The sequence below is a fragment of the Desulfovibrio sp. genome (assembly GCF_047607245.1).
GTDB lineage: Bacteria > Desulfobacterota > Desulfovibrionia > Desulfovibrionales > Desulfovibrionaceae > Desulfovibrio.
The window spans coordinates 1-23437 of sequence record NZ_JASGDK010000008.1 but is presented as its reverse complement, the minus strand read 5'-3'; the positions used below and the strand labels follow the sequence as shown (position 1 = coordinate 23437).

Below are 23437 nucleotides of genomic sequence, written 5' to 3'. Positions count from 1 at the left end.
CCGCTTAGTTATGCGGCCAAACACCAAACCGCATCGAAAGCCGGAGGGAAGCATGCCTGTTCAGAACTGGATGACCACCGATGTTGTCAGCGTCACCCCGGAGACGTCTCTGCTCAAGGTTGGCAAACTGATGAAGGACCATCATGTCCGCCGTTTGCCAGTCCTTGATGACAAGGGACGCGTTGTTGGCATTATTTCCGACCGTGATGTGCGTGACGCCTCTCCCTCCAAGGCTACCACGCTCGACATGTACGAAATGCATTACCTGCTGGCCGAATTGAAGGCCAAAAACATTATGACGGCTAACCCTTTGACCGTCAAACCGTCAGACACGGTTGAACAGGCCGCCCTGCTGATGCTCGACAACAAGGTTGGCGGCCTGCCCGTGGTTGAAGAAAACGGAAAGCTGGTAGGCATTATTTCTGACCACGACGTGTTCAAGGCGCTTGTGGACATTACAGGCGCACGCCTTGGCGGGCTGCAGTTCGCCATTGAACTGCCCGACCTGCCGGGCACTGCCCGTCCCCTCTTTGATCTGCTGCGCGCCCATAACGCCCGCCTTTTGTCGGTACTGACGGTCAGCAATGATGACGGCAATCGTCACATTTTTATCCGAGTGCGTGAACTTGAAAACAAAAGTGCTGAGAACAGCCTTATGGAAGAAGTTGCAAAGCTCGGCAGAGTGCTGTATTGCATCCATCAGAATGGTTGAGCAGACCAATCGGGATTACATCATCCCGCTGAAATTGCTAATAAAAAATTTCGACTAGAATGGTGGGGCATGCCAAAAAAAGCCGTCAGGGCTTGCCATCAAATTTTTTTTATGGCATAAAGGCATTCGTTGTGATTGCATTACGCTTTCGCGCCCCATTGGAGGAATTCGGCCGGGAAACCCCGGTTGGCTGCGCCAGGAGCATGTTGTTCCGGCGAGGTTAAGTACTATCTGTCCAAGGAGGACACTCGCATGGCTGAGATCACCTATAAAGGTAAAAGCTTTGAAGTTGACGAAGACGGCTTCCTTCTGCGTTTTGACGACTGGTGCCCCGAATGGATGGACTATGTGAAGGAATCTGAAGGCATCTCCGAAATCACCGGCGACCACCAGAAGATTCTTGACTTCCTGCAGGATTACTACAAGAAGAACGGCATCGCCCCCATGGTCCGTATTCTGTCCAAGAACACCGGGTACAAGCTGAAGGAAGTTTACGAACTCTTCCCCTCCGGCCCCGGCAAAGGCGCCTGCAAGATGGCTGGCCTGCCCAAGCCCACCGGCTGCGTGTAGTCCGAGCCGCGACATTTGGAAAAAAGCGGAAGGGAAACCTTCCGCTTTTTATTTTTTTGAAAACCAGCAATTTTTATTTTACAGTTTTTTGCAATTTCATTCACGCGCCCTGCCTGTTTCAAATCCATACCCTGCCTGCGCGTTTTGCAGCCCGCTACCCACGGGGCTTTAGGCGTGTACTTTACGCCGCAGCAAAAAAACGGTATCGCCCTGCCATGAAAATTCGTCTGTCATTGAAAAAATTCACTCTCTGGCTGATTGGCATTATAGTAGTATGCGGCATCCTTGGCGGGAGCGCCGTGACCATGCTGTTTTACTGGGCCTCACGCGACCTGCCTGACATTAACCGCATTGCCGAATACAAGCAGCCGCAAGCCACGGTAGTTCTGGCACGCGACGGCTCCACACTGGGCACCCTGTACCACGAAAAGCGCTATGTCATCGGGCTCAAAGAGATGTCGCGCTTTCTGCCCATGGCCTTTCTGGCTGCAGAAGACGACGCATTTTACCGCCACATGGGCGTGGACCCCACGGCCATCCTGCGCGCGGCCATCAACAACTTTCGCAAGGGACGCCAGGGTGAAGGCGGCAGTACCATCACCCAGCAGCTTATCAAGCAGCTTTTGCTGACGTCCGAGCGCAGCTATACCCGCAAGATGAAGGAAGCCATTCTGGCTTACGATCTGGAAAAAACCTACACCAAGGACCAGATCCTCACCATCTATCTGAACCAGATATATCTTGGCGAACATGCCTATGGCGTGGAAGCCGCCGCCCGCACCTACTTTGGCAAGCACGCTTCGGATATTACCCTGGCTGAAAGCGCGGTTATCGCAGGTCTGCCCAAAGCCCCCAGCACGTACAACCCCTTCCGCAGGCCGGAAGAGGCGAAAACCCGCCAGATGTATGTGCTTGGACGTTTGCGCGACCTCAAATGGATCACGGCAGAAGAATATGAAAAAGCCGCTACCGAACCGCTTGTCTACTGGAGCATGCCCGACGGCATGGGCGGCGCGGCCTTATGGTATCTTGAAGAAACCCGCCGGCTGCTCGTCGAATTTTTTACAGAGCAGAACCTCAGGGCGCTTGGCATAGAAACTGACAAATCCGGCGTGGATTACGTGTATGACGCCGGACTTACTGTGCGCACGTCTATGGACCCGGCTCATCAGTACGCCGCCGGAGCTGCCTTGCGGCAGGGCCTGGAAGAACTGGACAAGCGTCAGGGCTGGCGCGGTCCGCTTGAAAAGCTGGATGCGGAAAAGCAGAAAGCTTTCAGCCAAAGGAGCTTCAGCCCGCTGGATCTTGCCGGAAACAGCTGGGTCAAGGCATTGGTCACGCAGGCAGACGCCAAGGAGGCCCGCGTAAGTCTGGGGCAGGGATATACGGGTATTGTTTCCGTGGCTGACATGTCATGGGCACGCAAGCCCAATCCCAAGGTTGCAGGCATTTATGCTCCTGCCGTCAAAGACGCCAAACTTGTGGTCAGCCCCGGCGACCTCATCTGGGTTTCCGCCGCTGAAGTCACCGTAACTGAAACAGCAGCCAAGGGCCGCAAGGAAAAGAAAACCCTGCCCTTTGACCCTGCAGCGGTTAAAAAAGGCACGCCCATCTCTCTGGTTTTGCAGCAGGAGCCCGCAGTACAGGGCGCAATCGCTTCGGTGGAGGCTGAAAACGGCGACGTGGTGGCCCTTATTGGCGGCTACCAGTTTGGCGACAGCCATTTCAACCGCGCAACGCAGGCGCGCCGCCAGCCCGGCTCCAGTTTCAAGCCCGTGGTGTACTCCACGGCGTTGGATATGGGTTTTACCGCACTTTCCACAGTGCTGGACGCACCCTTTGTGTATGTGAACCCCTATACCAACGAGGTATGGCGGCCTTCCAACTACGAAAAGAACTACAAGGGCGAACTGCCCCTGCACACAGCGCTGGCGCTTTCGCGCAATACATGTACGGTGCGCATTGCGCAGCAGGTGGGCATAGCCAACGTCATTCAGCGGGCCAAGGCTATGGGGCTTGAACCCCACTTCCCGCAGGAACTTTCGGTCAGCCTTGGCGCTGTGGCGGTTTCTCCCCTCAATCTCACCCAGGCCTATGCGGCTTTTGCCAACAAGGGCCTTGGCGTGCGCCCGCGCATCATCACGTCCATTACCGACCCCAAGGGCCGCGTGCTCTATCGGCAGGACGTGGAACAATGGCAGGCGCTCAGCCCGCAAAATGCCTTTATGATGGCTACCCTGCTCAAACAGGTGGTCAACGCAGGCACGGGTAGCCGCGCCAAGGTGCCGGGCTACAACATTGCAGGTAAAACCGGCACAACCAACGAAGAACACGATGCGTGGTTTGTGGGCTTTTCTCCCCATCTGGTCACGGGCATCTATGTGGGTTACGACCAGTTACAGAGCCTTGGCCGCCTGGAGCAGGGCGGGCGCACGGCGGCTCCCATTTTCCGCGCCTATCGCGTGGAAGTGGAAGAACGCTACCCCGCAGACGATTTTGTTATGCCCGAAGGCATAATCATGCGGGACGGCCTTGCTTTCCGCTCCGACATGCCCATTGAAGGCGCTTCGGCCACGTCAGCTACAACCGAGGACGACAGCATGGTCGACACCTCGCAGGGCGGCGAAGACCTCATGCGCCAGATGTTCTGATTTTTGGCCTGATCCTGACCACCAGGGGCCGGTTGTCCGGCCCCTTTTCACGCTACGGCGCGCCAGCGCCGCAACACAAAGGAAATACATGATTCCCTATGGTTCTCTTGTTGTTTATGTGACGCCCAAGGGCCGCCGCTATACCAAGCGCCTGATGGAAGAGCACAACTGGCACAGCAACGACGGCACCCTGCTGGCCTCTGATGTGACCTGCTGCGACTTCGGCAGCGTGGCCTACACCAATCAGCAGGTGCCCATTCAGATCATGGAAGCCACCCTGTACGACAGGCTCAAGACTCTCAAACGCCAGACGCAGATCATCTACCCCAAGGATATTGCCTACATCTGTCTGCGCCTTGGCGCCGGACCGGGCCGTACCATCATTGAGGCTGGCTGTGGTTCTGGCGGCCTGACCACCGGGCTTTCCTGGTTCTGCGGCCCCACCGGGCGCGTTGTCAGCCATGAGGCGCGTGAAGAGTTCATGGCCCTGGCCCGCCGCAATCTTGAGTGGGCAGGCGTGGGCGAAAATGTGGAACTGCACAACCGCGACGTGGCCGAAGGCTTTGCCGTCACCGGCGCGGACGCCCTTTTTCTCGACGTGCGCACCCCCTGGGAATATCTGGACCACGCGGTAGCCGCTGTGCGCCCCGGTGCAAGCTTCGGCTTTCTGCTGCCCACGGTGGATCAGGTCAGCAAGCTTCTGCTCGGCCTTGAACGCGGCCCCTTCGCGGATGTGGAAGTTTGCGAAATCCTCATCCGACGCTGGAAGCCCGTGGCTGACCGCCTGCGCCCCGAAGACCGCATGAACGCCCATACGGGATTTCTGGTTTTCGCCCGCCAGCAGCAACGCAGTGAAGACTTTGAATCACGCAAACCACTGGGCACGCGCGAACGCAAGCAGGAAGCCGCACGGCTGGCCCGCCTGGGCCTAGACGGCGACGCCTCGCAAACCGCCGCTGCCGAAGAAGACGTGACGGAATAATCTGTTCATAAAAGCATGCCAAAAGCCCGGTGCGTACATAACGCGCCGGGCTTTTTTGTTTGTCGCCGTCAGCGGCGGTGGCAATGCAGGCAATGCCATGCGCCAGTGGGGGGAACCTGCTTTAAAACTTTAAAGCCAGCCCCCGGGTGTACCCTCCCCCAGGCCGGTAAAGCTGGAGTTATCAGATAGCAACAAACCGAGAGAGATCGGGGGGAACAACCTGTTGAAACATTGCACCCGGCTCGCGGGGCACGAGCGAACCTTCCTGTGAAGAGAGGATGAGATTTCAGACATTGCCTCGCCCCTGTCAAAGGGTGGCTCCACCTGAACCCGACAGGCAGACAGAGTACCATATTGGCAGGAATATCACTATTAATGTCATTGTGCCATATCGTGCTCTAGCCTAGGGTACGAACATGAAATGCGAGCATTCCCCCACCGACGGTTGTCCAACTGCCCCACGCCTTGTCGTCATGGCTGTCCATGACGGTGCGGAAATCCTCGATATCACGGGGCCCTTGAGCGTGTTTTCCGCAGCCAACTCTCTGCATGCACAGTCCGGCGGCGCGGAACCGCTTTACCGCATCCAGGTCGCGGGCGAGAGCAGTGACGCGGTGGTGCGGACCGCCTCCGGCATCCGTCTGCTGACTGATACCGCATTGGGACAGCTCAGCGGCATTGACACCTTGCTGGTGGCTGGCGGCCCTGTGGCGAAGCAGGCTCCGCAGGCGCTGGTGGACTGGCTGCGCGAATCTGCGCCTCTTGTGCGGCGCGTTTGCTCCATCTGCACCGGAGCCTTCATTCTGGCGCGCGCAGGGCTGCTGGAAGGCCGCCAGGCCACCACCCACTGGCTCATGCTTGAGGAACTACGCGCCTTTTCTCCCAATATTGATGTTCAGACTGACGCCCTGCATGTGAAGGACGGCTCCGTCTATACCTCGGCCGGGGTAACGGCGGGCATTGATCTGGCATTAGCCCTGCTGGAGGAGGACTTCGGCCGCGATCTGGCGCTGAACGTTGCGAGAGTGCTGGTACTCTACCTCAAGCGTCCGGGTGGGCAATCGCAGTTCAGCACAACCCTTCTGGCGCAGATTCACGAGGGCGGCACGCTGGCTTCGACGATCCAATGGCTGCGCGACAACCATCAGCGCCCGCTGTGCAACGAAGACATCGCCAAACACGCGGCTATGAGCCCACGCAACTTCGCAAGGGTCTTCAAACGCGAAACAGGCGTAACTCCTGCCCATTTCATTGAAAACATTCGTCTTGAAGCAGCTGTGAAACTCCTTGAGGAAACAACGCAGGTACTGGAAACCATCGCCCGGGAGTGTGGTTTTCAATCCGGTGAGCACTTCCGCCTGACATTTTCGCGCCGCTTCGGCATCACCCCCGGCCAGTACCGGAACAGATTCCGTTCCGATGCATGGCGTTAACACTTAGGAGAAGTATATGAAATATATACCGTTACAATGTATTGCTCTCGCGTTCATGCTGCTCGCATCCGCCCTCTCCGTTCCGGCGCAAGTGCAATCACCCCAATCAGAGGAGCAAGTCATGTATGAGGTCCACCCAGCCCAGGTTTCCAAGCAGATAACCGTTGGGGTTCTCATCTTCCCCGGCTTCGAGATGCTGGACGCCTACGGCCCGATGGAAATGTGGGGCAGCCTCAAGCACGCCCCGGCCCGTTTCTGGGGTGGCGAAGAAAAACGTGTAGGCGTACGGCTGGTGACCATCGCGGCCACACGGGGAGAAATTGCCTCAAATCAGGGGCCAAAGACCGTAGCCGATTACAGCTATGCCGACTCGCCCAAGCTGGACTATCTGTTGGTGCCCGGCGGCATCGGGGCAGTGCCCCTGGTTCGCGACACTGCGACTCTGAGCTGGCTACGCGACCAGGCAACCAAGACGGAGATCGTCATGTCCGTGTGTAACGGCGCGTCGCTTTTGGCTGCGGCGGGCATTCTGGACGGCAGACCTGCCACAACAAACAAAATGGCCTTCAAGACCTCTACGGAGCCCGGCCCCAAGGTGAACTGGGTCAAACAGGCGCGCTGGGTAGATGATGGCACCGTGGTCAGCTCTTCCGGCGTTTCTGCCGGGATGGATATGACCCTGGCGGTCATATCCCGTCTGTACGGCCAGCCTTTGAGCGATTGGCTGGAGCAGACCACCGAGTACGACGCACACCGCGACCCGTCCTGGGATCCCTTCGCGGTCAAGGCCGGGCTGGTGCGTTAATCCTGTCCACAGGGCATTCCAAAACAGGCGGCGGGGTTCTAGGGAAACGCTGATTTATTCCGTTTGGCGGCGTTGCTTCACTTTTTTTGAAACAGGCGAGGACGGAAGAGTCCACGCCTGCTTCAAAAAAAGATCGCGCCTTGCCAAACGAAATAACTGCGCGTTTCCAGGAGGCTCTTTAATCGGTGCTTCCCTAGGCAATGCCCAGAATCTCGCCGCCCTCTCTTCGCAAGAAGGCCCGCCCCTGTAGCCCGTGAGCTGACGTTCTCAGTTTTTATAAATGGGTCTGCCTAGCTAGGAGTAGTGCCGTCAAACTTTTATGTTGAGCTGCTTTATGGGGGGATCTTTATTGAAAACAGGGGTTAGCAAACAGCGCCTTTCAAGTATCACACCGTCTCAAAGTAAATATGCGATAGACCTTTTCCAGTGACAGTTGGCCCACACCCTGATCAGGGCGCGCAACCTCAGCCTTTACCCGCTCTACAAATACGCATCGTCCATTTCAAGATAACTGCGCACATAGTCGGCAATGCCTTCTTCAAGCGAAGCAAAGGCAAGGGGGCAATCCGCACGCTCAAGCCAGCCCATATCCGCTTGTGTAAAATGCTGGTAGCGGCCGTGAAGTGAGGCTGGCATGTCCACGTAATTTATGCGGCAAGGCAACTCAAGGGCCGCGAACACGGACTGGGCAAGCGCGTTAAAACTGCGGGCCGTACCCGTGCCCACATTGTGTATGCCGCAAACGTCATGCCGTTCCAGCAGCCAGGCCATCAGGGCCGTGCAGTCTTTAACATAAACAAAGTCGCGGCTCTGCTCGCCGTCCGCCATGTCGGGCCTGTCGGACTTGAACAGGTTTATGCTGCCCTCTGCACGAATCTGCTTGTGGGCCTTGGCTGCCACACTCTGCATGTCGCCCTTGTGATATTCATTGGGGCCGTAGACATTGAAAAACTTCAGGCTGGCCACCTCGGTTTGCAGGCCTTCGCGCAAAAGCCAGAGGTCGAAAAGCTGTTTGGAATAGCCATACATGTTCAAAGGCCGCAGCTGCGGCACAAGTGCTTCCGCATCGCTGAAACCAAGAGAACCGTCGCCATAGGTGGCGGCAGAGCTGGCATTGATGACCCGCGCGCCCTTGTCCAGAGCGTAACGGCAAAGATCGCGGCTGTAGTGGAAATTATTTTCCATCAGAAAGTCCGCGTTCTTTTCCGTGGTGGCGGAACAGGCGCCAAGGTGCACAACCCCGCTGATCTTCCAGGGCAGGGCGTCGCGCTGCATGAGATCATAGAATCGATCCCTGTGCAGGTAGTCCACATAGCGCCGCTTGACGAGATTACGCCATTTGTCGCTGTGGGCCAGATTGTCCACAACCACAATATCTTCAATATTCATGCAGTTGAGTTGCCATAAAAGAGCGCTGCCCAAAAAACCAGCGCCGCCGGTAATCACGTACATGGATACCTCCATTCGGTCTTTTTTTATGGTAGCCAGTACGCCGCCGCACCGCAAGAGCTGGCGTTCCCCTACCCTGTATCAAAGCCATACCCTCTGGACACAGGCTGACAAGTTTGCCACTATGCGGCATCTGTAAAACCAAGGGGAATACCATGAAAGTGTGCATTGCCTATATGCATGGCAAGCCGGTCATGCTGGAACTGCGGGATGACATCGCCTACATTGATGACGAACCCCAGCCCATCAAAAACCTCAGCAATGAAACGCTGCAAGCTTTCAGCGACAGCATAAGCGCCATACCCTACAGCGCTGATCCGGGCTATGACGCTTTGGTCAATGCCAAAAGGGCTGCCTTCCTAGTTGACCTGCTGGCAATGGCCGTGGGAGACGACTGTGTCTCCAGGCTGACCCACATTCTGGATCATGTGCATTACGATGTGATGGAATATCTTGGTGAAACCGGAGACAGCGATGCTTGAAATCAATGACCTGCATGTGGAGGTCAAGGGCACGCCGGTGCTCAAGGGCATAGATCTGCACATCAAATCCGGTGAAACATTCATACTTTTTGGCCCCAACGGTTCGGGCAAAACCACCCTGCTTATGACCCTCATGGGTTTTTCAGGCTATGCCGTTACCCAGGGACAAATCATTTTCAAAGGTACGGATATTACCCATGCGCCCATGTATGAACGGGCGCGCCTGGGGCTTGGCATGTCTTTTCAGCGTCCCCCCACCATCCACGGCCTGCCCACAGGCAAGCTTGTGGAGCTGTGCGGGCGTGGACGCGAAATGGACGTAGAGGGCATGGCCCGCAAGGTACACTTTGACAGCTTTCTGAACCGGGACGTCAACGCGGGTTTCTCCGGCGGCGAAATCAAGCGCTCCGAACTTTTACAGCTCATGGCCCAACAGCCAGACCTGCTGCTTTTCGACGAGCCGGAATCAGGCGTGGACCTTGAAAACATGACCCTTGTGGGCCAGACCGTGCGCGGCCTGCTGGACGGCATGCCTGAACGATGTTGTGCCACGCTGCGGCAACGTGAGAAAGCACGCGGCACCAGCGGCCTCATTATCACCCACACCGGGCACATTCTGGAATACGTCAACGCCCACCGGGGGCAGGTCATGTACAACGGCAAACTCTGCTGTGAAGCCGGACCACGTGAAATTCTGGAACACATAGCCAACCACGGCTACCAGGAATGCCTGCGCTGCCTGGCTGGCGACATGTTTGGTCAAATTGCGGAGGCCCCTCTCAAATGAGCACTGTAAATCTTTCCCGCTACAGTTTCAGTGGCAACGAAGGGGCCGCGCCCATCGAAGACCTAGCCAACCTGCCCGCGCAAGACAAAGAACGCCTTGTGCTGGCTGGCATTGACGTGAACGACCGCTCGGTCAGCGGCGCGTTCATGCAGCTCAATCATGCGGGTGTGCACTGCGAGACCAAGCATGAAGGTCTTGACCTTATGGACATCCGCACCGCGCTTAAAAAATTTGACGGACTGCCCCAGTATTTCTGGAAGCTGCTTGATCCTGACAAGGACGAGTTCACCCGGCTCACGCGCGAGCACTGCAATGGCGGTTACTTTGTGCGCGCCCGCAAAGGGGCCAAGATCACCCAGCCTGTGCAGTCCTGTATGTTCATCAAGGGACACGGCGCAGGCCAGAGCATCCACAACATCGTCATCGTTGAAGAAGGCGCGGAACTGCACATTCTGGGCGGCTGCGCCACGGCCCACGACGCCAATGACACAGCCCACCTCGGCATTACCGAATACTATGTGGAAAAAGGCGGCAAGCTGACCTTCACGATGATCCACAACTGGGGCACAAGCACAACGGTGCGTCCCCGTTCGGCGGGCATTGTAGAAGCCGGGGGCGAGTTCCAGAACAACTACATCCTGCTCAAGCCCGTGGCCGACCTGCAGATGTACCCCACTATGAAATTGCAGGGGCAAGGCGCGGTGGCCCGCTTCAATTCCGTTATCGTTGCGCCCACAGGCTCATATGTGGACTGCGGCAACCGCATTGAACTCAACGCCCCCGACACGCGCGGCGAAGTCATCTCCCGCACGCTCACCACGGGCGGCACTATCATCAACCGGGGATTCATCGGCGCTTCCGCTGCACCCGCCAGAGGGCATCTTGAGTGCAAGGGCCTTATACTGGGCGGAGGGCGTATACACGCCATTCCTGAGCTAGACAGCAATCAGGACGGCGTGGAACTATCGCACGAAGCAGCGGTGGGCAAAATCGCCCAGGAAGAAATTGAGTATCTCATGGCACGCGGCCTGGATGAAGACGAGGCCGCCTCTACCATCGTGCGGGGCTTTCTCAATGTAGATATTATGGGCCTGCCGCTGCCGCTGAAAAAAGCTATGGATGAGCAGATTGCCCTGCTGGAGACTGGCAACGCCATGTAATGACGACTTTGAAATGTGAAGCATTTCAAAGATAATCTGCTCTAGTTCAGCGGCAATGTTATGAAAATCTGCCAGCTCTGGCTTGTTGACTTGACCGCCAAACAACTTGCGTCTATAGTTCCTCTCCTTGGGGCCTATAGCTCAGTTGGTAGAGCTTCCGGCTCATAACCGGCCTGTCCCAGGTTCAAATCCTGGTGGGCCCACCAAGACAATCAGTAGAGTCCGCCGAGGCAGAAATGCCTTGGCGGACTTTGCAATTTCAAAACCTTTCCATTCTGAAATACTTTGTGGTGGAGGAGACCCTTTTGCAAAAAATCTCCTCCACCACGCCCCTCTTTAAAGAATTATAACATTAATTTAAACATCTTACATGACATATCATGATATGAGGGGGGATTTCCAGAGTCAGCGGCATTGATGCCACGTTGCCTCAAGGTTGATGTATTCTAAAACTCCTTGCGCCTGAAATATTCACAAGAATTTCCCCAAAATCGTTGTCTCGAATGAGCGGAGTTTTATTTTCCGTCATCCGGCAGCTTCAAGCGTCAATCAAAAGACCACAAGTACATGCGCCTCACATAACCGCTTCCAGCCGCGCACGCATCTCCGCTTTCATCTGCGCAAAATCCGTATCGTCGGGGTGTCTTGGGCGTGGGGCATCGACAGTCCACGTTGCAGCAATGCCAAGGCCCGTACCCATAAGATGTATGGTGTCTGCCAGCAGGCAGGCTTCCGAAACATCGTGCGTGACTAGAAGTACCGTAACGCCTGTTTGCTGTTGCAAATCTGCCAGCAGGAGCTGCATGCGGGCACGGGTAATGGCATCCAGCGCGGCAAAGGGTTCATCAAGAAGCAGAAGCTTCGGGCGCAACACAAGAGCCCGCGCCAGTGCCACGCGCTGCCGCATGCCGCCGGAAAGTGCCGAAGGCAAGGACTTTTCCCACGCCTCAAGCCCTACCAGCGCCAGCATCTCCTGCACTCGCTCTTCCCGAAGGTCAGGTGCAACGCCCCCAACCTTCAACCCCAGTGCAACATTTTCCTGCACACTCAGCCAGGGGAACAGCGCATCGTCCTGAAATACCATCACTCTGTCCGGCCCCGGCCCGCTGCACAGCCTTCCGTCAAGAAGCATGCTCCCGGCATCCAGAGGTATGAACCCTGCCGCCACTTGCAGGAATGTGCTTTTTCCGCAGCCGCTGGCCCCTATAAGGGCGGTTATGGAACCTTGCGCAAGAGCCATATCAATACCGGGCAGCACGACATGCTGGCCGTAACTTTTTTGCAGCCCCCTACAGATGAAGTATTCTTTCATCGCGCAACACCCGGCAGCCGCGATAAAAAGCGGACAAGCAATGCATCGCAAATGGCTCCAAGCAGGGCTATGAGCACAATACCGCTCAACAGCACGTCTACACGGCCATTCATGCGGGCATCCATAATCAGTGCGCCCAAGCCATCAGGCACGCCGGTAAGCTCTCCCAGCACCAGATAGGCAAAGCTCATTCCAAGCGCCACACGCAAGCCTGCGCATACCTGCGGCATGGCCCACGGTAAAATAACCTCTGTAAAGAGCTTCGGGCGCGAGAATCCGAGCATGCGCCCCGCGTTGATCAGATTTTTCGGCACTGACGCAGCAGCTGCTGCCGCACTGAAATACACCGGAAAAAATCCCGCCAGAGCAATAAGGCTGACGGTCGTCATAAAGCCCACCCCAAGCCATATGAGGGCCAGAGGCAACCAGCTTATACCCGGAACAGATTTCACGCCGTTGATGGATGAAGACAGCAGGCGCGATACCGTGGGGCTTCTGCCCGACCACAAACCCAGAATCAAACCGGGCACGACAGCCAGCGTATAGCCGCAGGCCACACGCCACAGGCTTGCTGTGGCGTCGCTCCAGAAGCGCCCGCCGTAGGCCGATCCGTGGCCTCCCCCCATATAGGTAAAAATGGTGCGGGCAACTTCAACTGGTGACGGAAGCAGCCATTCTGAAACGAGGCCGAGCGCCGTCACGGCCCACCATGCCGCCAATACAAGAAGCGGAAGGCACCAGGGCAGAACGCGGGATTCCCTGCCGTCAGTCATGCTTGGCGGCGTCGGTACGCAGGGCGTCTACAAAGCTGCGGTCAACAAGCTTCGCATAATCCGGCTCCTGCTTAATGATGCCAAGGGCCTTCATACGTGCGCCCAAGGCAGCCAGCCGCAGCATGAACGCATCATCCATATCCCACGTCAGCTCGATATTGCTGGCAGACGCTTCAAGCAGCCCGCGGTTTACGCCAAACAGGCCCGATGCCGTATCCAGCCATAGTTTTTTGTCTGCAACCAAGGCTTCCGTAGCGGCCTTGTGCGCGGCAACCATCCGCCGGGCCTGGTCCGGGTGCTCTTTTATGAAGTCCTCACGCATGAGCATGCCGCTGTTGATAGTGCCAATGCTGTCTCCGTAATAGGGATAGGCCAGAATGCGCCCGAATCCCTGCATGACAGACTGGGTGGGAAAGGGCTCGCCGGAAAGAAAGGCATCCACATTGCCCTTGGCAAGGGCTGTGCCCATATCAAAAAAATCAATACGCATGAGCGTAACATCACGGTCGGGATCAATGCCTTCGCGTTGCAGAAGCTCACGCAGCAAAATTTCATGCATGGTGCCGGGCACATAGGCGATGCGCTTTCCTTTAAGATCAGCGGCCTTGTGTATCGGCCCATCCTTTGCCACCACAAGAGCCGAGCACTTGCTTCCCAGTGTTGCCACAAGCTTGACGGGCTCTCCCCGTGAGGCAGCCTGAATTGCCAGCGCCAGCGTTGTGCCTGTCATGTCCAGACTGCCCGCGAGCAAGGCGGATTTTTGATCCGCGGGGTTCGTAAAGGGACGCACATCAACCTTGAGGCCCGGATTCGCCGATGCTGCGTATTTTTCATACAAAAATGGCTGTATGGTCTGGGCGGTCTTCCATGTGCCAACGTGCCAGATTTCAGCGGCTTGCGCCGGGCCTGAGGCCCCCACAGCCCACATGCCTATTCCTCCCAGCAGGGCAAGAACCCAAAGAACGCCGCGCAGGGTTGCGCCTGCTACATTTTTTCTGCACGCTGCCACAGTGGTCTCCCCCTTTCAAACGCTGTTGTGGATAAAAATGGCAAGAGACACGCGAGTTCTGCCGTCAGATTGCGCGTGAATAAGCTGCAATCAGTCCGATCCCGGCTGCTCCGTTTCAGACGCCAGTGACTGCGCTACCAGCGTTTGGCGCTGCCAGCCCCTCAGCAACCAGCCCCTCAGCAACCAGCCCCGGTTCACCGGGATCCATCTAGTTGACTTAGTCTAGTATAGATATAAAAAACGCCACTTTCCTGCACATGTCAACTTACCTTGTAAAAACATGTGATATATCCAGCCTTATCCCCATAGCTTTTCAGTTAAGTCACTTTACTTTCATGCATACCAGCAGATCTTCGCCGTGCACCGCAATCACCAGATGCAGGGCAGCGATGGTGAACCCTTCCCTGTGATTCGATGTAATTGCGGCATGTTGGCGTATTTTTTACTTACAAGATACGCTGCCCTTTCTTTTCCAGAATTTATTGACAAATATTATTTACCTGGGGCAATTTTTAGCATGGAATGCCGCCGAAGGCTGTTAATCCACAAAGAACGCACCTCAACCACATTTAGAACAGATTATTTTTTTAAAATTTAGCTGCTCTAGAAATATCTGCTTTAATCCGGCAGTTACAGCCATCCTGACTCTGTTTTGATTTATGGCCTGCGCATAAACCCAAAATCCAGCTGAGGAAAAGCCCATGCACAGATTCTGGCGTCTGATTTCCATATGCCTCGCGCTCGGCCTGATCGCCACAACGACGGCAAGAGGTGAAGAGCCCTCATCTGTGAAGAATGAGGACGAGCTTGTTCGGGTGGTCGTGCTTTCCCGGCATGGCGTGCGTTCTCCCACGCAATCCCCTGAAACGCTGTCCGCCTGGAGCACACGAACATGGCCCCAATGGCCCGTGCAGCGGGGCTTGTTGACCAGGCGCGGTGCCGTGCTGACATCCGCCATGTGGGAAAACCTGCGTTTACGTTTTGTTCGTGCAGGCCTTAATCTGACCCCGGAACAGGTTTTTGTGCGCGCGGATGTTGATCAACGCACCCAGGCTACCGCCCGCGCGCTACTAGACGGCCTGCACCTGCCCTCTACCCCCTTTGCCGTGTCCACGGGCAAGCTCGATCCTTTGTTTCATCCGGTCAAGGCGGGCAAATGCGCCTTTGATGCCCAATCTGTACGCGATGAAGTCCTGCGGCAGGCGGGCGGAAGCCTGGAGCATCTGACGCGTGAACTTGAAGAGCCATTGCGCCGCATCAGCGATCTTGTGGCCCCTGTCAGCCCAGCGCTTTGTCAGAAGTGGAAGTTGCCCCCGGATTGTGCTCTTGCCGACATTCCAGGGGTGATTGAAGTGCGCGCTGATGAACACGCGGTCAATCTTCAAGGTGGGCTGGCCATTGCCTCCAGCCTGGCAGAAATATTTTTGCTGGAATACGCAGAGTGGCCTGACAAGCTGTCAGCCTGGGGACAGGCCAATGAAGCAGTGCTGCGTCAGATTTTGCCCGTACACAACAAGATCTTTGATCTGGTTAACCGAACCCCTGCCGTAGCAGGCCCGCGAGGCAGCGCCTTGCTGCATGAAATGGCGGCGGCATTGGCTGGAGCGCATGTGGATTCCCGCGTGAATCAGGCTCGACTCACCGTATTTGTGGGGCACGACACCAATATTTCCAACATTGGAGGATTGCTTGGCATAAACTGGCAGTTGCCTGAACAGGGAAACAGCGCTATTCCACCTGCTGGCATTCTTGCGCTTGAGCTGCGGCAAAAACAGGCGAAGCAAGAGATACGCATCATGTTCTGTGCCCAGTCATTACGTACGATGCATGGGTGGACCGAAGCTGATCCGCTTGCCGAAGCTGCACCCATTTGCGTGCCCGCGCGGTTGACCTCTGGCGAAATGGCGCTATATACAGCAGACGCCTTTTCGCAACTTGTGCAATCTGCCGTGCGCTCACAATGCGTGCCCGAAGAAACAGAGCTCATGCGCAAGCAGGCAGATTTATAGGCAGACGACTTTGCCTTTCACAGGCAGGGCTTACCGTACAGAACGGGCATTGACCTCACGCGGCCTGAATTGCTGTGGCTCTACGCTTTAGCAGGCGCCCCGTAGGAGGAAGCATTGTATGCGTAGCCCGAGCCAGTCAGACTGCGTAAGGATTTCCAACCATTCCAGGTTACAGTCGGTACGATCGACCAAGGTTCATGAATACCACCCCTTGGGGTGATGCAATTATACGGTTGAAGAGATTCACCCAAAAGAAGAATTATGTATTCCTTAAATCACCAGCTTTTTCTGGCGCTGAACGCCGACGAAACCTCACCCGTTTTTCTCATCGCAATTGCGCGGTTTCTGGCTGAATGGCCTATTGGCCTTTCTCTCATCATTGCATTTTCCACCCTGGTCAGTCGCAAAACTGAACGGGTGGTGGTCATGCGCCTGCTGCTCACAGTGGCGCTGGCTATGTTTACAGCCTATGCAATCAGAAAAATCCATTACAATCCCCGTCCCTTTGTCATTGATTTGGGGCAGGCCTTCATTTCTCACGCAGCCACCTCATCTTTTCCCAGCTTTCACGGCACCCTGCTGTTCTCAATGGCGGCATCGTTGCTTTTCAGTCATGATGAGCGCTTTCCCGGCGTGCTGATTTTACTGCTTGGCTTTATTACCGCGTGGGCAAGAATATTCCTCGGGGTGCACTATCCTCTTGATATGTTCGGCGCGTTTGTCACAGCATTTCTTACAGCTGCCGTTGTTCACTGGTGTTTTCTTTTTCGCAGGCACCCAGCATAGCTTCAGGGGATTGCGCTTTCCGCAGCGTGCAAGGCAGCGTGGTCTCTCAAAAAAGAGATAAGGGCAGTCACCTCCGTATAGCTCAGCCTCAACAAAGACCGCCGCGCATTACGGCAACACCTGCCGCAACGCTACCTATGAAGGCAGCGTGAGGTGCGGCAAGACTTACCCCGCACAATCGCTGCCGCTATTCATCGCTCTCATGCAGGCAATGACTGTTAGAAAAGAAGCACGGCTCTTTCTGCGCGAGTAAACACCACAATAAACGTCTCTTACATTTTGGGAATGCACATTCTCAAATCACGCTGCCCTAACAGACGCTTGCTTCTGCCCCCCACTACTGAACCTTCACTGAACCACATACTCCTGCCCATAAGCGTCACTCCTGTGGCCTCGCAGACGGTGCTGCCTGCTTGTCGATTTGGCATCTTCGCTCACAAAAAGATTGACACATTTCAATAAACGTTGAAATGTCACGTCATGGATGTGACGCAAGCCAGCACTCTTTTTGAAGCCCTGTCTTCAGGCGTACGTCTGGAGCTGTTCAGGCTGCTTGTGCGTTTTGCTCCAGATGGCCTTGTGGCTGGCGAGATTGCCAAGCATCTGCAACTCCCTTCCACTAACCTATCGTTTCATCTCAAAGGTCTTTTGCACACCGGGCTTATCTCTGTGGAGAAGGAAGGCCGCTTTCTTCGCTACCGGGCCAACATTCCTCTTATGCTGGATACAATCGCCTACCTGACAGAAGAGTGTTGCGCAGGCCACCCCGAAAAGTGCGCGCAGTACCGCGAGCAAAGCCCGGTGGTTGCCGCAGTACTGCCTTCGTGCCGCTGCAAGTAACCCCTCTTTTTTTGCCATAATATTTCAATAATTGTTGAAATATTAAAACAAAAGGACAATACCATGCCGCATTCAAAAGACCTGAAAGCCAATCAACAGGTGAAGGAAACAGTCCGCGCCGGATACGCGGCCATAGCCTTGGGACAACAAAAATCATGCTCCTGCCAGCGCAGCGGGCAAGCTGATCCGGCCAAACTGGCTGCATCATTGGGTTATGACGCAACCACTCTCGCATGGTTGCCCGAAGGAGCGAACATGGGCCTGTCTTGCGGCAATCCGGTAGCTTTGGCCGCCCTTAAGGCTGGACAGACAGTTCTGGACCTTGGCAGCGGTGGCGGGTTTGACGTGTTTCAGGCTGGTGAAAAGGTCACGTCGACAGGGCACGTCATAGGCGTGGACATGACACCAGAAATGCTCGGCAAGGCAAGAAACAATATTGCATCCTATCGGCAGGTCACAGGGCTGGACAATGTGGAGTTCCGCCTGGGTGAGATTGAGCACCTGCCCGTTGCCGACCAAACCATAGACGTGGTTTTGTCCAACTGTGTCATCAATCTCTCGCCAGACAAGCAACAGGTCTGGAGTGAAATATCCCGGGTGCTGAAATCTGGCGGCAAGGCCGCCGTGTCTGACCTGGCCTTGCTGCAACCCCTGCCGGAAAATATCCGGTCTATGGCTTCTGCGCTGGTGGGTTGCGTTGCAGGGGCCACACTTGTGGAAGATGTCAGGCAGATTCTAGAAAAAACGGGGTTTACCCGCATCACTATCAACCCAAAACCTAGTTATATACAAGGAATGCAAGACTGGAACGACCCCCTTTACGCGGAAATCGCACAGAATCTGCCTGATAAAAAAGAATTGGCCGATTATGTAGTGAGCCTGTCCATTGAGGCGTATAAACAGTAATCTGCAAGGCAATGCGCATTTACTGCGGAATTTTGGCCTCAGATAATGCGTTGGGTTGCAGTTATTAAAGTCGCGCCTTACGCATTTCTCTTGACAGCTTTTTCAGTCCCCCGTACAGTGCTTTCACTGATTGGGTCCAGTATTTTTTTTTGCCAGAGACTTACGTGGGTAAGGCTTCCAGCGGAAAGTCTGCACCCATAACAACAAAAATGGAGTCTCAAATGGCTATTTCTATTTACGTGGGCAACCTGCCCTGGTCCGCTACCGAAGACAGCGTTCGCGATCTCTTTTCCGCTCACGGCGAAGCCCTTTCCGTTAAGCTTATTTCTGACCGCGAAACCGGCCGCGCCCGTGGCTTCGGCTTTGTGGAAATGAACGAAGACGACGCCCGCAACGCCATTGCCGCTCTGAACGGCGTGGAATTTGAAGGCCGCGCCCTGCGCGTGAATCAGGCCGAAGAAAAGCGTCCTGCGCCCCGCCGCTGGTAAGCTCTTCTGAATAGATGAGTTCAAGGCCGCAAGCAATTGCGGCCTTTTCTTTTGCCCTACGCTCTCCGTCTGACGCCAGAGCATTTTACCATTAAAATGCTTCACGCTTAAAAGTTGTCATCTTACCGGGAACTGCAATCTTGCAGAATTCACGGTTCGCCACAGGCGATACTCTTTCGTGCAACGCCAGAGCAGTTAATCTGGAGCAGATTAACTTTGAAATGCATCACATCTCAAGTAATCATTCTGCCCCCAAATCCGTTTTTTGACCGAATCCACGCCATATTGCGGCGCGGTACTCTTCGCAGCGCTAGAGCAGTTCAACTTTTACAAAGCTTAACTACTCTATTCAAAGTTAAAATGCTCTGGCACTTTAAATACTTCACAATTCAAAGCAGCAGATAAAGCAAGATCCCCACATCAGTTGATGTGGGGATCTTGCTTTAAATCCAAAAGTCTTCGAATACTGCGGAGCTACACCACGCCGTGCTCGCCGGGACGTTCGTACTGATCCTTTCTCTGCACAAGGCGCACATAAAAGTCCGTATCGCCCAGAGCCAAAAGGATAGCGGAAGAAACGTAGATGGAAGACGCCGTGCCCACCACTACACCAATAAGCATCGTGAGCGCGAAGTCATGAATGACGCCACCGCCAAGGAAGTACAGGGCCAGCGTGGACAACAAGGTTGTGCCGCTGGTCAGGATGGTGCGCGAAAGAGTCTGGTTGACGCTCTTATTGATAAGGTGCGCCATATCCAGGTCAGGCGTGGCACGCAGGTTTTCGCGCAGGCGGTCGTAAATAATGATGGTGTCATTGAGCGAAAAGCCCACCAAGGTCATCAGGGCCGCCATAACGTTGAGGTCTATTTCGACATTCATCAACGACAGCAGGCCCACTGTTATTGCAACGTCGTGTAGAAGCCCCACGACGGCCCCTAGCGCAAAATTGAGCCGCAAGACAAAGCATACCACCATGGTGATGCCCAGGGCCAGCAGTACAAGCCAACCCATGCCCAACCCAGTGAGTCCGGCAACGTAAATGCCGCCCCAAAGAGCTGCGGCCATAATTGCGCCAGCCATCCAGCGCTGCTCGAAGCGGCCAGAAATGTAAACCGCGATAAGCAAAATGGCGTAGTAAAGCGCACTGAGGGCTTTGTTGGTCAAATCCGCGCCCACCTTGGGGCCAACGATTTCAAGGCGTACAATCTCTGCGGTGTTGCCAGGAAATGTCGCCGTCAGGGCTTCCATAACCGTCGTGCGCAGATGTGTGGCATCAGCATTTTCAGCACTGCTGAAGCGCAGCAGGTAATCCCGCCCGCCTTCACCGAACCGCTGAGTACTGATACCTGGCAGTGCGGGGATATCCAGGCCTTTTTTCAGGGCTTCGTCAGCAACGGGTTCCTGAAACTGCACCTGCACAATCACGCCGCCGGCAAAGTCGATGCCCATTTTGAGGCCATTGCCCCAAACCGCAGAGATAATGCCTATAAGAATAAGCAGAACCGAGACAGCATAGACCCAGTAGCGCTTGCCAATGAAGTCGATATTTGTATCGTGCTTGATAAAGGTAAAACTCATGACAGCCTCCCGGCGCGCTAGATGCTCAGACCCTTGGGACCGCAATGGCGCGCCCATTCTTCAAAAATGGCCCGCGAAACGAAGATGGCCGTAAACATGGAGGCAACAATGCCCAGCCCCAGGGTTACCGCGAAGCCTCTGATGGGCCCAGTGCCGAACTGGTACAGAATGACCGTAACGATGATGGACGTGAGGTTGGCGTCCGTAATGGAAACCACGGCTCTGTCAAAGCCCGCCCTTACCGCAGCCAGCGGCGTGAGCCCCAGGCGCAGTTCTTCACGTATTCGCTCGTAAATCAGCACGTTGGCGTCCACCGCCATACCGATGGTCAGTACTATGCCCGCGATGCCGGGCAGGGTCAGGGTCGCCCCGAAGGCTCCCATGCCCGCCATAACGATCAGCATGGTGAAGCAAAGCATGAGGTTGGCGATAAAACCACTGAGGCCATAATAAATACCAATGAAGAGCACCACAGCAGCCGCGCCCACAAGGGCTGCGCGCACGCCGCTGTCAATGGCCTCCTGCCCAAGGGAGGGGCCAACGCTGCGTTCTTCCAGTACGGAAACCGGGGCGGGCAGCGAGCCCGCGCGCAGCACAATGGCCAAGTCCTGAGCTTCGGCAGTGGTGAAGCTGCCAGAAATACTTGCCTTGCCGCCGCCGATGCGCTCACGAATGACAGGGGCGGAATACACCTTGCCGTCCAGCACAATGGCCATGCGGCGGCCAACGCTCTCTCCGGTCACGCGTTCAAAAATACGCGCGCCACGGGCGTTGAAGCTCATAGTCACATAAGACTTGTTCATGTTGTCAAAGGCAGGGCGGGCGTCGGCCACGTCCTCGCCAGTGAGCATCGAGTCGCGTTCAACGGCGATGCGCCCTTCGGTGTGTCCGGCGTCCTTTTCCAGCATGGGCAGAACCACGACGCCGGGAGGCAGCACGGCCTTGGCCGGGTCCACATCTTCGCGGACCAGATGAAACTCCAGATGAGCGGTCTGGCCGATAATCTGCACAGCGCGGCGCGGGTCGGAAATACCGGGCAGCTGCACCTGAATGCGGTTACCCGCCTGCTTGCGGATGTCGGGTTCAGCCACGCCGAACTGGTCGATACGGTTGCGGATGGTGCGAAGGGCCTGGTCAAGGGCCAGGTCTTCAATTCTTTTGACTTCAGCCTGCGTAAAACGGGCCACATAGCGCAACTGGCCGCCTTCGCCAGCCTGGGGCTGCCCCACGCTCAGCTGAGGGAAGTGACGGGCCAGAATCTCACGCAGTTTTGCCTCGTTATCGGCGCGGGGCAGAAGAAACTCAAGAGCAGTGCCGCCCACCAAACGGGGGCGCAGCACAACGATCTTTTCGTCCTGGGCCATACGGCGCAGGTCTTGCCCGGCCAGAGCCAGAGAGTTGCTCACAGCCTTGGCTACGTCCACGCCCAGCGTCAGATGGATGCCCCCCTTGAGGTCAAGACCAAGATTGATCTTGCTGGACGGCAAAACGCGCTCCAGAGCGGGCCCGATAACAGGCACGCTTGGCAGCGCGTACATAAGGGAAACCAGAAATACCAACGAAGCCAAGATCAGGCGCCAGCGCAGACCCATCGTTCACCTTCCAAACAACAGATTTAAAGCACAGCATGCCCTGAAGGGCACGGCTCGCCCGAAGCCTTGTGTGCTGCAGGCCGGGCGAAACCCCACAGCGGCGGAAACGCGCAAACCGCGCGCATACAAAGGCCATGCCCAGTCCAAGGACAAAAGCCCCTGAGCCGGCCTTGGCAAAGGCCAGCTCACGGGCCGGACATGACAAAAAAACAGAGCTGCTACTTGCTGTCGCCCTTACCGGGCACAAGGCCGCCAATGGCGCCGCGGGTAACGCGCAGCTTTGACTCGCCGCTTTCGAGCAGAACCTGCTCGTCATCAATTTCAAGAATGCGGCCGATCAGCCCGGCGGACGTGATCACATGGTCGCCACGCTTGAGTTCGGACAGCATGGCCTTGTGAGCCTTGGCCCTCTTCTGCTGCGGACGGATGAGCAGAAACCAGAAGATGACGAACATTACGATAAGGGGAAGAAACTGCATAAGCATGTCGGTTCCGCTGGCAGGAGCGGCTCCGGCCTGGGGCGTGCCCATGGCGTAGGCTACGGATTCAAACAAAACGCACCTCCAAAGGTGTGGCTGAGTCATTGGTATGAACGTCGCGCGTACCTATCAGGCAGCCCCGAAGCCGCCTTTATGCCGATTTGCGCACAATACCAGCGAATTTCTATATACGCTGGCGTTCAATCTTGCAAGCCTTTCCACTACGGCCCGAATGACAAAACGGTTTTGCCCAATGCCGGAATCATCCCTGCCATACTTGTGAAGCCGTGCCGTGCCAGTCAGCAAGCCCTCTTTCCGGCAGGAAAAACGCTTGTATCAGCCGTGCGGCAAAGCGCCACAAGCAGCACCCGGCCTTGCCATTACCGCCCTGACAGGGATACAGAAGTTTTTTGTCAACGCCACAGGAGTCGCCATGCGTCCTTGCCATATCCTTGTTCACGCCGCTCTTATCGTCACGCAGGATGAAGACCGCAACATACTGGAAAACGCCAGCCTTGCCGTACTCGACGGGCTTGTAGCTGCTATGGGACCGCGTAGTGAAATGACTGCGCAGTGGCAGCCCGAGCAAGAGGTGGACCTTGGACAGTCCGTGCTGATGCCGGGCCTTGTCAAT

The 23437-nt window shown here is 55.9% G+C and carries 22 protein-coding genes, 1 tRNA gene and 1 pseudogene; 17 read left to right on the top strand and 7 right to left on the bottom strand.

Annotated features, from left to right (window positions below; genetic code table 11):
- Positions 1 to 52 precede the first annotated feature (52 nt).
- The 6 genes from QM579_RS00700 to QM579_RS00675 all read left to right on the top strand — a co-directional run bounded on the left by QM579_RS00700 (position 53) and on the right by QM579_RS00675 (position 7153).
- The gene (locus QM579_RS00700; protein ID WP_414997316.1) at positions 53 to 712 is read left to right on the top strand and encodes a CBS and ACT domain-containing protein; all 660 of its coding nucleotides are present in this window, start codon (positions 53 to 55) and stop codon (positions 710 to 712) included.
- A gap of 252 nt (positions 713 to 964) precedes the next feature.
- A complete protein-coding gene (locus QM579_RS00695) occupies positions 965 to 1282 on the top strand; it encodes a TusE/DsrC/DsvC family sulfur relay protein (protein ID WP_183721463.1) in 318 nt (105 codons plus the stop codon).
- A 215-nt stretch (positions 1283 to 1497) separates the two neighbouring features.
- A complete protein-coding gene (locus QM579_RS00690; protein WP_414997315.1) occupies positions 1498 to 3933 on the top strand; it encodes a penicillin-binding protein 1A in 2436 nt (811 codons plus the stop codon).
- An 88-nt stretch (positions 3934 to 4021) separates the two neighbouring features.
- Complete coding sequence (locus QM579_RS00685; RefSeq protein ID WP_414997314.1) at positions 4022 to 4915, top strand: tRNA (adenine-N1)-methyltransferase; 894 nt, start codon at positions 4022 to 4024, stop codon at positions 4913 to 4915.
- 473 nt (positions 4916 to 5388) lie between these two features.
- A complete protein-coding gene (locus tag QM579_RS00680) occupies positions 5389 to 6348 on the top strand; it encodes a GlxA family transcriptional regulator (protein WP_414997313.1) in 960 nt (319 codons plus the stop codon).
- A 121-nt stretch (positions 6349 to 6469) separates the two neighbouring features.
- On the top strand, positions 6470 to 7153 hold the full coding sequence (locus QM579_RS00675) for a DJ-1/PfpI family protein (RefSeq protein WP_414997312.1): 684 nt from the start codon (positions 6470 to 6472) through the stop codon (positions 7151 to 7153).
- A gap of 480 nt (positions 7154 to 7633) precedes the next feature.
- Here QM579_RS00675 and rfaD read toward each other — a convergent pair whose 3' ends face one another.
- Positions 7634 to 8605, bottom strand: a complete 972-nt coding sequence (gene rfaD, locus QM579_RS00670; protein ID WP_414997311.1) for an ADP-glyceromanno-heptose 6-epimerase — start codon at positions 8603 to 8605, stop codon at positions 7634 to 7636.
- Here rfaD and QM579_RS00665 point away from each other — a divergent pair.
- From QM579_RS00665 to QM579_RS00645, 5 genes are all read left to right on the top strand, one after another.
- Positions 8604 to 8741 carry a hypothetical protein gene (locus QM579_RS00665; protein WP_414997310.1) on the top strand — a complete coding sequence of 46 codons (138 nt, stop codon included), beginning with the start codon at positions 8604 to 8606 and terminating at the stop codon, positions 8739 to 8741. The genes rfaD and QM579_RS00665 overlap by 2 nt on opposite strands.
- Before the next feature lie 16 nt (positions 8742 to 8757).
- Positions 8758 to 9084 (top strand): hypothetical protein, encoded by a 327-nt coding sequence (locus tag QM579_RS00660; protein ID WP_414997309.1) that lies wholly within the window; start codon positions 8758 to 8760, stop codon positions 9082 to 9084.
- Complete coding sequence (locus QM579_RS00655) at positions 9077 to 9871, top strand: ABC transporter ATP-binding protein (protein ID WP_414997308.1); 795 nt, start codon at positions 9077 to 9079, stop codon at positions 9869 to 9871. The genes QM579_RS00660 and QM579_RS00655 overlap by 8 nt, the downstream gene beginning before the upstream one ends.
- On the top strand, positions 9868 to 11031 hold the full coding sequence (locus QM579_RS00650) for a SufB/SufD family protein (RefSeq protein ID WP_414997307.1): 1164 nt from the start codon (positions 9868 to 9870) through the stop codon (positions 11029 to 11031). Before QM579_RS00655 ends, QM579_RS00650 begins: the two co-directional genes overlap by 4 nt.
- Positions 11032 to 11161: 130 nt before the next feature.
- Positions 11162 to 11237: transfer RNA gene (locus QM579_RS00645), tRNA-Ile, on the top strand.
- 368 nt (positions 11238 to 11605) lie between these two features.
- Here QM579_RS00645 and QM579_RS00640 read toward each other — a convergent pair.
- Genes QM579_RS00640 through QM579_RS00630 form a run of 3 tightly spaced genes read right to left on the bottom strand, consistent with a single transcriptional unit; the run spans position 11606 to position 14125 of the window.
- Positions 11606 to 12343, bottom strand: coding sequence for an ABC transporter ATP-binding protein (locus QM579_RS00640; RefSeq protein WP_414997306.1), 738 nt, complete (start codon positions 12341 to 12343; stop codon positions 11606 to 11608).
- Positions 12340 to 13116, bottom strand: coding sequence for an ABC transporter permease (locus QM579_RS00635; RefSeq protein ID WP_414997305.1), 777 nt, complete (start codon positions 13114 to 13116; stop codon positions 12340 to 12342). Before QM579_RS00635 ends, QM579_RS00640 begins: the two co-directional genes overlap by 4 nt.
- Complete coding sequence (locus tag QM579_RS00630) at positions 13109 to 14125, bottom strand: ABC transporter substrate-binding protein (protein ID WP_414997304.1); 1017 nt, start codon at positions 14123 to 14125, stop codon at positions 13109 to 13111. Before QM579_RS00630 ends, QM579_RS00635 begins: the two co-directional genes overlap by 8 nt.
- Before the next feature lie 701 nt (positions 14126 to 14826).
- On the opposite strand from QM579_RS00630, the gene QM579_RS00625 reads away from it, so the two are divergent.
- The 5 genes from QM579_RS00625 to QM579_RS00605 all read left to right on the top strand — a co-directional run bounded on the left by QM579_RS00625 (position 14827) and on the right by QM579_RS00605 (position 19154).
- Positions 14827 to 16134, top strand: a complete 1308-nt coding sequence (locus QM579_RS00625; protein ID WP_414997303.1) for a histidine-type phosphatase — start codon at positions 14827 to 14829, stop codon at positions 16132 to 16134.
- 261 nt (positions 16135 to 16395) lie between these two features.
- Positions 16396 to 16920, top strand: coding sequence for an undecaprenyl-diphosphatase (locus QM579_RS00620; RefSeq protein WP_414997302.1), 525 nt, complete (start codon positions 16396 to 16398; stop codon positions 16918 to 16920).
- Between the two features lie 480 nt (positions 16921 to 17400).
- Complete coding sequence (locus QM579_RS00615; protein WP_414997301.1) at positions 17401 to 17760, top strand: ArsR/SmtB family transcription factor; 360 nt, start codon at positions 17401 to 17403, stop codon at positions 17758 to 17760.
- Positions 17761 to 17823: 63 nt separating this feature from the next.
- Positions 17824 to 18666 carry an arsenite methyltransferase gene (gene arsM, locus QM579_RS00610; protein WP_414997300.1) on the top strand — a complete coding sequence of 281 codons (843 nt, stop codon included), beginning with the start codon at positions 17824 to 17826 and terminating at the stop codon, positions 18664 to 18666.
- 221 nt (positions 18667 to 18887) lie between these two features.
- Positions 18888 to 19154, top strand: a complete 267-nt coding sequence (locus tag QM579_RS00605) for an RNA recognition motif domain-containing protein (protein ID WP_183721509.1) — start codon at positions 18888 to 18890, stop codon at positions 19152 to 19154.
- Positions 19155 to 19628: 474 nt separating this feature from the next.
- Here QM579_RS00605 and secF read toward each other — a convergent pair whose 3' ends face one another.
- The 3 genes from secF to yajC all read right to left on the bottom strand — a co-directional run bounded on the left by secF (position 19629) and on the right by yajC (position 22878).
- Entirely contained in the window at positions 19629 to 20732 is a 1104-nt protein-coding gene (gene secF / locus QM579_RS00600) for a protein translocase subunit SecF (protein WP_414997299.1), read from the bottom strand.
- A 17-nt stretch (positions 20733 to 20749) separates the two neighbouring features.
- Positions 20750 to 22324: a protein translocase subunit SecD gene (gene secD / locus QM579_RS00595; RefSeq protein WP_414997298.1), complete on the bottom strand. Its 1575-nt coding sequence runs from the start codon at positions 22322 to 22324 to the stop codon at positions 20750 to 20752.
- A 218-nt stretch (positions 22325 to 22542) separates the two neighbouring features.
- Complete coding sequence (yajC, locus tag QM579_RS00590; protein ID WP_246388142.1) at positions 22543 to 22878, bottom strand: preprotein translocase subunit YajC; 336 nt, start codon at positions 22876 to 22878, stop codon at positions 22543 to 22545.
- A gap of 217 nt (positions 22879 to 23095) precedes the next feature.
- Between yajC and QM579_RS00585 the strand changes: the two are divergent.
- Positions 23096 to 23437, top strand: a pseudogene (locus tag QM579_RS00585) (hypothetical protein); the annotation flags it as partial.